The 9,281-nt window shown below is 32.9% G+C and carries 13 protein-coding genes; 4 read left to right on the top strand and 9 right to left on the bottom strand.

What is annotated here, in order from left to right; translation table 11 throughout:
* Positions 1–66: 66 nt before the first annotated feature.
* Together JCM9157_RS24780 and JCM9157_RS22135 are read right to left on the bottom strand one after the other, a co-directional pair.
* Positions 67–213 (bottom strand): hypothetical protein, encoded by a 147-nt coding sequence (locus tag JCM9157_RS24780; protein WP_156321515.1) that lies wholly within the window; start codon positions 211–213, stop codon positions 67–69.
* A gap of 88 nt (positions 214–301) precedes the next feature.
* On the bottom strand, positions 302–1,111 hold the full coding sequence (locus tag JCM9157_RS22135) for a hypothetical protein (RefSeq protein WP_035668471.1): 810 nt from the start codon (positions 1,109–1,111) through the stop codon (positions 302–304).
* A gap of 191 nt (positions 1,112–1,302) precedes the next feature.
* On the opposite strand from JCM9157_RS22135, the gene JCM9157_RS22140 reads away from it, so the two are divergent.
* From JCM9157_RS22140 to JCM9157_RS22155, 4 genes are all read left to right on the top strand, one after another.
* The gene (locus JCM9157_RS22140) at positions 1,303–1,638 is read left to right on the top strand and encodes a helix-turn-helix domain-containing protein (protein WP_035668474.1); all 336 of its coding nucleotides are present in this window, start codon (positions 1,303–1,305) and stop codon (positions 1,636–1,638) included.
* A 132-nt stretch (positions 1,639–1,770) separates the two neighbouring features.
* A complete protein-coding gene (locus tag JCM9157_RS24785) occupies positions 1,771–1,944 on the top strand; it encodes a hypothetical protein (protein ID WP_156321516.1) in 174 nt (57 codons plus the stop codon).
* 140 nt (positions 1,945–2,084) lie between these two features.
* On the top strand, positions 2,085–3,722 hold the full coding sequence (locus JCM9157_RS22150; protein ID WP_035668478.1) for a single-stranded-DNA-specific exonuclease RecJ: 1,638 nt from the start codon (positions 2,085–2,087) through the stop codon (positions 3,720–3,722).
* Between the two features lie 86 nt (positions 3,723–3,808).
* Positions 3,809–4,180 carry a hypothetical protein gene (locus tag JCM9157_RS22155; RefSeq protein ID WP_035668480.1) on the top strand — a complete coding sequence of 124 codons (372 nt, stop codon included), beginning with the start codon at positions 3,809–3,811 and terminating at the stop codon, positions 4,178–4,180.
* 177 nt (positions 4,181–4,357) lie between these two features.
* On the opposite strand, the gene JCM9157_RS22160 is transcribed toward JCM9157_RS22155, so the two are convergent.
* The 7 genes from JCM9157_RS22160 to JCM9157_RS22190 all read right to left on the bottom strand — a co-directional run bounded on the left by JCM9157_RS22160 (position 4,358) and on the right by JCM9157_RS22190 (position 9,147).
* Positions 4,358–4,639 (bottom strand): hypothetical protein, encoded by a 282-nt coding sequence (locus JCM9157_RS22160; RefSeq protein ID WP_035668482.1) that lies wholly within the window; start codon positions 4,637–4,639, stop codon positions 4,358–4,360.
* Positions 4,640–4,889: 250 nt separating this feature from the next.
* Entirely contained in the window at positions 4,890–5,438 is a 549-nt protein-coding gene (locus JCM9157_RS22165; protein WP_035668484.1) for a hypothetical protein, read from the bottom strand.
* A 187-nt stretch (positions 5,439–5,625) separates the two neighbouring features.
* Positions 5,626–6,777 carry a stage II sporulation protein D gene (gene spoIID, locus JCM9157_RS22170; RefSeq protein WP_081734293.1) on the bottom strand — a complete coding sequence of 384 codons (1,152 nt, stop codon included), beginning with the start codon at positions 6,775–6,777 and terminating at the stop codon, positions 5,626–5,628.
* The gene (locus JCM9157_RS22175; RefSeq protein ID WP_035668486.1) at positions 6,767–7,306 is read right to left on the bottom strand and encodes an RNA polymerase sigma factor; all 540 of its coding nucleotides are present in this window, start codon (positions 7,304–7,306) and stop codon (positions 6,767–6,769) included. Before JCM9157_RS22175 ends, spoIID begins: the two co-directional genes overlap by 11 nt.
* 244 nt (positions 7,307–7,550) lie before the next feature.
* Positions 7,551–8,003: a DUF3888 domain-containing protein gene (locus tag JCM9157_RS22180; protein WP_035668488.1), complete on the bottom strand. Its 453-nt coding sequence runs from the start codon at positions 8,001–8,003 to the stop codon at positions 7,551–7,553.
* 163 nt (positions 8,004–8,166) lie between these two features.
* Positions 8,167–8,709 carry a SurA N-terminal domain-containing protein gene (locus JCM9157_RS22185; RefSeq protein WP_035668490.1) on the bottom strand — a complete coding sequence of 181 codons (543 nt, stop codon included), beginning with the start codon at positions 8,707–8,709 and terminating at the stop codon, positions 8,167–8,169.
* Between the two features lie 24 nt (positions 8,710–8,733).
* Entirely contained in the window at positions 8,734–9,147 is a 414-nt protein-coding gene (locus JCM9157_RS22190; protein ID WP_148296946.1) for a DUF3997 domain-containing protein, read from the bottom strand.
* Positions 9,148–9,281: the final 134 nt, after the last annotated feature.

A 9,281-nucleotide genomic window follows, 5' to 3' on the forward strand; every position in this document is an offset into this window, starting at 1 on the left:
ATTGACGAATATACACAACTGTTTGTCTCAAATTAAACATCTCCCCTTTATCCAAAGGTTTATGAACTACAATGGGTCATTAGACTCCTTTTTTACCAATTCCTTTTTAATTACTTGAGCACAAGACTCAATTAAATGTTCTAACAATTCTTCATCGTAGATTTTTTCGACTGATGAGACTTTAAATGTATTTTTGTTTACTTTTTTCACCATAACTGTTCCTCATTTCTTTGTTTATAACTTCGTTTTTAAAGGTGAATGCCATTTATAAAAATAAATGATTTGACTAAAAGATAAGACCCTATTTCTGGGTCTTGGTTTCCTCTAGGGGCAAATCATTACTTGATAAGCTAAGTTCTAAAGGGGGATGAATTTTAAGTTTATATGCATCATTAAGACCTTCTTTAATAGCTGCTTTAAACATTGATTTTACATTTTTATATTTCTTATCTCCTAATCGATCAACACTATATTTATTTTCTCCATTTTTCTCTAAACTTAAGGTATTGTCAGGTTTAATAAAGTACCTGTTAAGATTTTCCTTAACCTTCTCCTTCTCTGTTTCAGATAATTCTTTTAATAACTTCTCTCCATTTTTCTTTTCCTGCATTTCATTAATAACTTCATCAAAACTCGATTGAAACTTCTCTGATAGATCGCCCTCATTTAAATTAGTTTTTTTATTTTTAAATTCTTTTTTGCTAAAATTATTCATTAAATGCTGCATGTCTTTTTTTAGCTTTTCGTTTTCTTCCCTGAGTTCTTTAATTAATAATCCTAGATCATTTAATTTACTCTCTAATCCCTTGTCTTTATTAATATGTGAGCTACCTTCTCCGCTATTGTTACCGTTCTTCTGAAAATCTGCTTTACTAATTAAGTTATTAACTAACAAATTACAAACCGTCTTCAACTCTGATAAGCCTGGCCGCTCTTTATCAATAAAATCAAATAGATCATCATGTTCAACAATCCAGCCATCCTTTCTAAATTCAGTTCTTGTCCCTTTTATTTTCCCTTCTCTTAAATAGCGCGTCACCATTTGCTTTGAGTTTGTAATGTAGTAAGCTTGTAGAATCTCTAAAACATCTTCAACCTTATAACTACTCATAAATGTCTCCTCTTTAATTGACTTAGGAAACTTTATGAAAGTAAAGTTGAGAGTATTACAAACTGGCTCTCTTCCCTTTCGATTTTTTTATTTTTTTACAACACTTCTTCCTACTTAAAATAAAGGATTTCATACTAATTTTGTCGAAAAGGGCTTTAACTAGAATAACTGCTACAGAGGAGGCAGCCGCCTTGTTTAAACATCTAGGTGCACAAATTAGAATTAGAAGAACTCAAGAAGGAATCGGTCTGAATGCTTATGCTGAAAAGCTTGGAGTTTCTCCTGGTTATCTAAGTAACCTTGAAACTGGCAAAACCGAAACAATCACTTTGGCTCTTCTAGACAAATTACAGCAAGAGTTAGATTTAATTTCAATTGATATTTCCCCTGAAGAGGATTATGATGACTTTTCTTACCGAACAAGACTTGGCACTGAGGCACTAAAAGATTTGCAAAAAACACACCCTCAGGAAGCTGAGTTCCTGCTGTCAATCGTTGAGCAGGGAATAAAAGCATTGAAAAAGTAATTCTTAAATTTCCAACCACTCTGCCTATTCATTAAAATAAATATTATTTATATTAATGAATGATCGTGGTATGATTAAAGAGACCCTACTTCTTGGGTCTTAAAATTCCTATCTAAAGGAGGCAGAGTGCTAGTGTTTCAACGGCAACAGAACCCCGTCAATGACGAAGAAAAGGTAATCAACGATTTTACTTTTCGCGCACAACTTAGTACGGAAGCGCTGAACGATTTACGAAAGACTCACCCCCAGGAAGCTGAATTTTTATTATCAATCATTGAACAAGGAATTAAAGCTCTAAAGCAGTAATCCTACTCTCACTATAGTCATATATCCCTCTCGTTATACACTTAAATGAACAATGTTTATAAAAATGAATAATGTGACAAGATTAAAAAGACCCTTTAAGTTTGGGTCTTTTAATTTTGGACTTAAAAGGAGGAACATTAGTGAATCAATGGAGAGAAATACCAGTTAATGAAAAAGAGGAAAATTATAAGCTTATTCAAAAATTTGCACGAAAGAAGCAAATCCATCCACTAATCGCAAAAAAACTCTATCATGACGGGTTAAAAACTGAGAAGGAATTTATGGATTATTTATTACCAACCATTGATCAACTTCATGACCCATATCTACTAAACGATATGAAAAAGGCAGTTTCCCGAATAGTTGATGCAATCAAGAATAAGGAGAAAATATTACTCTATGGTAATGCGAGTGCCGACGGGATTACAGCTACAAGTATACTATATAAAACGTTAAATGAGGTTGAAGCTGATGTAATCTATAAAGTACCTAAATCCATTGGCGAACAATATATTACTAAGGTTGAAGTATCACTGATTATAGTAATCGGTAACGGCATTCACGATCAAGATGTGCGAATAGCACAGGAATTTGGTAATGATCTGATTTTTATCGATTACCATGAGGTGTCTAAATCTAACCTAACCTGCTATGCCCATATCAATCCACTTAGGAAGGACTCTGAATATCCATATAAATTTTTATCTGGAACTGGTGTTACTTTAAAACTAGCACATGCTTTATATAACGCACTTTGTCTTCCTTGGGAGGAACAAATAGTTAAACACATGCCTCTTGCAACGATCGGAACGATTGCTGCGTCAATGCCCTTAACACAAGAAAACCGCGTGATATGCTATTACGGTCTAAAAGCATTAAATAAAGAAACACCTTTAGCAATTAAATTTTTAACTGAGCGATTTAATACAGAAATTGATAGTACGGCAATCGCAAAACAAATCATTCCTAAATTGAATTCATTATGTATTGTAGGGCAGACAAATAAAGCAGTTGAAATGTTGCTAGGGTCTTTAGTTACGGATCAATTAGAAGAGGTCTTTAACAAAGCTTTCAATAAATACAAAAGCTCGTTATCTATCCAAAGTCTTCAAGCCGAGAATTTTCTAAGTGAACATGACCTAAAAAAATATCCAATTCTAGTAGCCAAAGGTCCATTTAGTGAAGACATGATCGGAGAAATATCTGCGAAACTAGCTGAAAAGTATAATAAGCCTACTGTTATCATTTCTGAAAACGGCAATGGAGCTATAAGAGCTTTCAATGCGCCATCCTTTTCTGTGTTCCAGGCACTCAAACATTGCTCAAATGACCTAAGTTACTTCAGTGGGCACCAAACTGCAGGAACATTTGCGGTTAATCCTAGCCAAGTAAAATCTTTCTTTCGTTCTTTGCAAAACTTTGCGTGGGACTCGCAGATTCCATTCGCCTGTTTTTATACTGGCAATCTGCCACTGAAAGACATTACTCATGATATTTTTCAAAATATGAGATACCTTGAACCATGTGGAATTGGAAATCCTAAGCCCGTTTTTCAGTCTTCGTTTTCCTCAGTACCACAGTTAGAATTGTTTGGAGAAGCGGATGTCCATGCAAAGATTTCTTGTTCTCGAGAGGATCAAACTCGTATTGAAGCCCATGGTTACTTTAAGGGAGAGGTCATGAGGCGCATACATAAAGCCCCTTTTGGTATTCTGTATTCTCCGCTTTGTCCAGAGAGTCAAACTGTTGTTATAGAGAGAATTAGAGAGCAGATATAATTACAGAGAGACGGTCAAACCCTTCATTAACCGTCTCTTTCAACAACTCAATGGCTTAATAATTAATTTAAGGTGAGGTGCAAAAGATGGGATATTATACAACTGCTTTTAATAAACGAAATCAAGAGGTTGCTGCTATTGGCCATTCTGTTTGGAACCCCAATATTAGATTCTTGTATAGTTCATTAAACCTTGAATACATTCAAGGTTGGAGTGGGGACGGCAAGGACGTTACATTTAGTAGTGGAGATATCGAGAAAGCCTTATTGCGTATAGAAAAAGAAAACTTCTTTTCTGAAGTAAAGTACGATGAACTTGATCCGCTGGTTCGCACTTTTACTCTATTACAACAACCCAAGCTGGAAGCTCAAGAGGAAAAGGCAAGGATTGAACGATTTCTAGTTTCTTGTTTAAAGGTTGCCAAAGAGGAAGGAAAAGTGAAAGTTAGTTTTGATTAGGCTAAAATGCGCGGTTATAATTCGAAGTACATTACAACAACCTACTTCTAGATAAAAGCATAAGCACACATCGAAAAGTGGATGTGTGCTTATATGCGCTGGTGAGATTAGTTTTTTTAAAACATTTTATTTGCATTTAATTTTGGTTATTTTATGTTTCATTGTTTCTCTCTTACATCAATTAGGTACTTTAAAGAAGCCCCTTACCTTCTCATTAATCTTAATATTTCCAGATATATTTTGTATCTTAATAACTGTCGGATAAACTTCTGAATCTGCTGCTTCAACAATCAGTCCCTCTTTTGTTATGCCTGATATCCTATAAATAACAATACGGTGATCATTTCCTTTATACGCTATATGCCTTTCATCTAGCTGATAACCTGATAGGTGCAGCTCGTACTCTTTTTCTTCCAATACCTCATCCCTGTCTCTATAAATAATATTAACCTTTTTCATTTCTTCCTCCTGTTAATTCTGCAAAATCAAAAGAAAATGTCAGAGAAACGACAAACAATATAACCATAATAATCTAACATTAAAAACTAATTTTACTTCATCGAAAATCTAAGTATTGGAATTATATCTACGTTAAATAATATTGTTGTTTTTATAACAAAAATTTAGGGAACCCTCGTTAGTCGTGGGTTCCCATGTTATTGAACTAACACTATCCGTTACTTGAATAAACGAAGCTGCTGTAACTGCTTCATTTCACCTCAAATCGTTCATCTATGGACTCTGCAATTTCAATGAAAGAATCCAAATCAATTTTGTCTGGATTTGAACCAAAATGATACCCTAATTTATTTGCTGTAAAAGTAAGAGAGTGAAAGTGCTTGTGGTGCTGTCTATAATAGGCCTTTTCTCCACTCTTCAGTGTATATGCTTTATCGCTTGCATTAATAAACGTATCTAAGTCTTTTTCGGGCATTACATAAAAAACAAAATCAAAAGTTGGAGATTTATCAATTTTTCCTGGTATCATGAAATGCAATTTCAAACGTCCTTCTTCATCAATGTTTCCGAACCGATGTGTTGGTTCAAAAGGTAACTTTCTTGGAAGATTTACTTTCGTCCCATATTTTTGTTCAAATTCTACAATTGCTTTCTCTGCGGGAATATAGTCATTCCCTTTTTTAAATTCTTCAAGTTGTTTTTCTTCATGAGATTTCCCATATGCCTCACTGGTATTAGGCACCATAGTAAAACATAAAATAAATATTATTATTAAAAAACTAAACTGGCCAGTCTTCATAAAATCCCTCCATTTTGACATTAGATTTAATATGTGCTTTTAAACCATATATATCCATAGAGAGAATGAACAATTTTGTGCTAAACTGCTCGTCTTCGTGTAACAAGAAAGGAGTTGTAACTACAACTCCTTTCTTCAATTCAAGCAACGCTCATTCCTTAGATTAGAAAAGTCGTTCATGTTTTTATTATTCAATTAAAGGTAATATCTGTGTTAAAAAATTATTTACCTTTTCTATTTCAATACCACTATAATAGTGATTCACTATTTCTTTATAATTTTTACCTTCCAGTGCCATACCGTTAGCACCGTCCTGACTCATTCCAACTCCATGCCCATAACCCTTAGTTTCAATCGTTATTTGTTCCCCTTGTTGTTCCCAATTAAAATCGGACGACTCAAGTTCTAATTTTTCTCTAATATGTCTTCCACTAAACTCTTTCCCTTCAATAACAACTTTAGCTACACGTCCACTTTCTGTTCTCTCGCTAATTTCACCGATCGAACCATCACCTGGTAAAACAATGCCTAGAGCCTTTTCAAATTCCTCTATACTTATAGTTTTACTTGATCTAAACCGAGGCGATGATTGGTCCCAAGAGCTTTCAACACTTTTCAAATAAGGAGCTTTAATTCCCCAATAATCCTCTGGATTCTCAGTATAACCATTGCTCGTTGAGAAAAAAGCAGCTTGAATGGGTTCGTTATTAAACGTCAAAATCTGTCCTTGTGTTGATAGAACTGCTTCTTCTACTTTTTTCATATACATTTCAAAATCAGTACCCCAAATTGTTTTTAGTTCTTCTTGATTTCGATAAATTTGATGAAAAATTGCATCTGTAACCATTGCATCTTCTGGTAGTGAGATAACTCCTGAATTCAAGATGTGTCTTATTATATAGGTTCTTGCTAATAAAGCTTGAGCTTTTAGAGCTTCTATTTCAAAAGTTGGATCCATTTCCGCAGCAACTACACCTATAATATATTTTTCTAATGGGACTTCTTCTACTTGCTCGGATTCTTCACGGAAAACTGAAATAATAATGTCTTCCTCCTGTAATGTTTCTTCATCTCCAACATTAACAACCTTTGAGTCATTATTTGCTCCGCTAAAGTTTTGACTATTATCATTGCTAATTACGTTTAACCCAAGAATAACAAATGTAATGAAACTGGCTATACTAACAAAATACAAAGAAAAGCCTTTAAATTTTTTCTTATAATGTAATTTACGAGCTTTTTGTAATAAATTACGTTTAGCTTCAATAACAAATTCATCTCGCGGATTTAAATCGGGTGATTTTTTTATCCTTTTAAATAAGTCATTTTCACTTTGCATTTTCAATTACCTCCTCCATATTAAACGATAGTTTAGTTTGAAGTTTCTTTAATGCACGATGGTAATTAACCTTAACTTTAGATTCAGAACAGTTTAATATTTTTGCAGTTTCTTTGATAGACATTTCATTAATACCTCTAAGGATAATAACCTCTCTATAACTAGGCTTTAGTGTTAAGATAGTTCTTTTAACAATTTCAATTTCTTCTGCGATTTCTAATGCTTGATCAGGTTTTTTCTCATTTGAAATTAGGCTATTAAAAAAGCCATCTTTAAACAAAGAATAAAACTTATTTCTTCGATAATAGTCAACAGCAACATTTCTTGAAATTGCTAATATCCATGATTTAAGGCGATCTTGATTATTAAAGCTTGACAGCGACTTTAGGACTCGAATAAAAACTTCCTGCGTTAAATCTTCCGCATCATTACGACTTCCCGTAAAACAAATTAAAAAGTGGTAAACATCTTTGTAATGTTTATCATAAATTTGTTCAATTCTTTCATTGATACTATCCGCATCTTTCAAGTAATCCCCTCCTAATCTTTTTGACTCATATAATAATCGCATAAGTTGCACAAAAAGTTACAGTAATACTAAAAAAGCAATAAAAAAGGTGGGGCTATATTATTAAGGGGTACAGTTCTAGGAGAGAAAAAGTGAATATATAGGCTAAATAACAGCCAATTCAATATCTTTTCTCAACCAGTTTAACAGTAAAATCAGCATACAAAAAAGAGCTGTTTTCAACAGCTCCATACGAATGAGACGCTTATTCTTTTTTGTTATCATGATGATGGCTGTAATTAACAACTTTAACCGACACTTCATCAAGGTTTTTTCTTTTACCTTCAATTGAACCGAAGTAGGTTTTAGGATCAATATGTAAAGTCACCGTGTCCAAACTCATGTCTTCATTCTCTGAAGCAGAACTAAGTGTACGAATCATCAAGCTTAGTTCATACCAACTTTTCGCCTCTGAACCCGTATGATCTACAATCAACTCTAATTTATTTACTCTTTCAAATGTCCAATGCACTCCTTCTCCACATTCTTCATTAACAGTTTCTGTGATATAAGGATTAATCATATCAACTAATAGCTCTTCTGGAGAAGCATAAATTTCCTTTGTTATTTTCCCATTAAGGTCAACTTCAGCTGAAACAAAAGAAATAGAAGCTAAAACAATTAGGACTAATAATAACGATGATATTATTTTTTTCATATAAACACCTCAATTTTTCTGCAAATTTTGATATGTTTAATATGCGCTAAAAAGAATTTCTTTATTAACAATCCTGCCCTCTAGTTTAACACCATCTTCCAATAAGTAGGTATAAAAAAACAAGCTACATCTCTTACAGCTCGTAATTTTACTATCGCATCCGTTAATTGAATAAGATTATTAACGTTTCATTAGCTTGATAATCATTAAATAACGCATCTGTATGTCCCGCAACTTTATCAGCCCACTCTTCGAATTTGTCGTAATTTGGCTCTCCGAATTTTTGTTCAAAATACTTGTCTCTAAATGCAGACCTTTTATGTGTTTCATGAAACCAAGTCTCAAAATACTCTTTCTCTGTTACACCTAACATTGAAGCTTGTTGTTCAACAAATTCTGTATATCCAATCGTCTCTAAGAACTCATGAGTTTCCATTAAATCATAACTTGGAAAGGCAGTACGTTTGTATTCTTCAATTTCTGCATCAGTAATTTTTATTCCTAACTTCTGTGCTTCATATATTAAAATTTCATCTTTCAAATAATTAATAATATAGTTCTCTTCTAAAGAATTTACTTTAAGGACATCTTGTGCTTTAATTTCTTCACCATTAAAAACAGCAATAGCATCCTCATTATCAAATGTCTGTGTAGAGCACCCAATAAGAACAAATAAAAATATTGATAATAGTAATAGGTTCCGCAAAACAAATAACCTCCTAAGAACAATTTAACTCATCACATTTCTTAATTTACTTATCTTTATTAAGTCAACTTCAATTTTAAGTTTATCCTTTAATTCGTTATATCTATCTAAATCTAGATTTGCTCCTACAATGCTTATACCTTTTTTATCAACAATCCAATATTTGAGCTCTTTTTGATTTGCATTTTCTCGTTCTAAAATAATATAATCTTCGTTCCAGTTTGCTCTTACAATCTTTCTTGGTACAAATTCACGATTAATTTTATACTCATCCCTATGAAAAAGTACGATATTATCTTTTGACGTATTTGCAATAAAAAAATACTCATCGATGCTTATTTTAAATTCAGTAGTACCAGGTCCGAATAAAGCGTTACTACACCCTAAAGAAAAAAAAGTAATAAGTAAACAAAAACACCCAAATAGATATTTATTCAACAAAACCAATCCTCTCACATATAACTACTTTTCTCCTCAAAAAATCCAGATATAAATTTACGGACCTATTTACGATTACTAGACAATTTTGTATCAAATAAATATAAATCTTCTTTATTGTACTAACCTGCCCG

It is taken from the genome of Halalkalibacter akibai JCM 9157 (genome assembly GCF_000513135.1).
In the GTDB taxonomy this organism is placed as follows: domain Bacteria; phylum Bacillota; class Bacilli; order Bacillales; family Bacillaceae_D; genus Halalkalibacter; species Halalkalibacter akibai.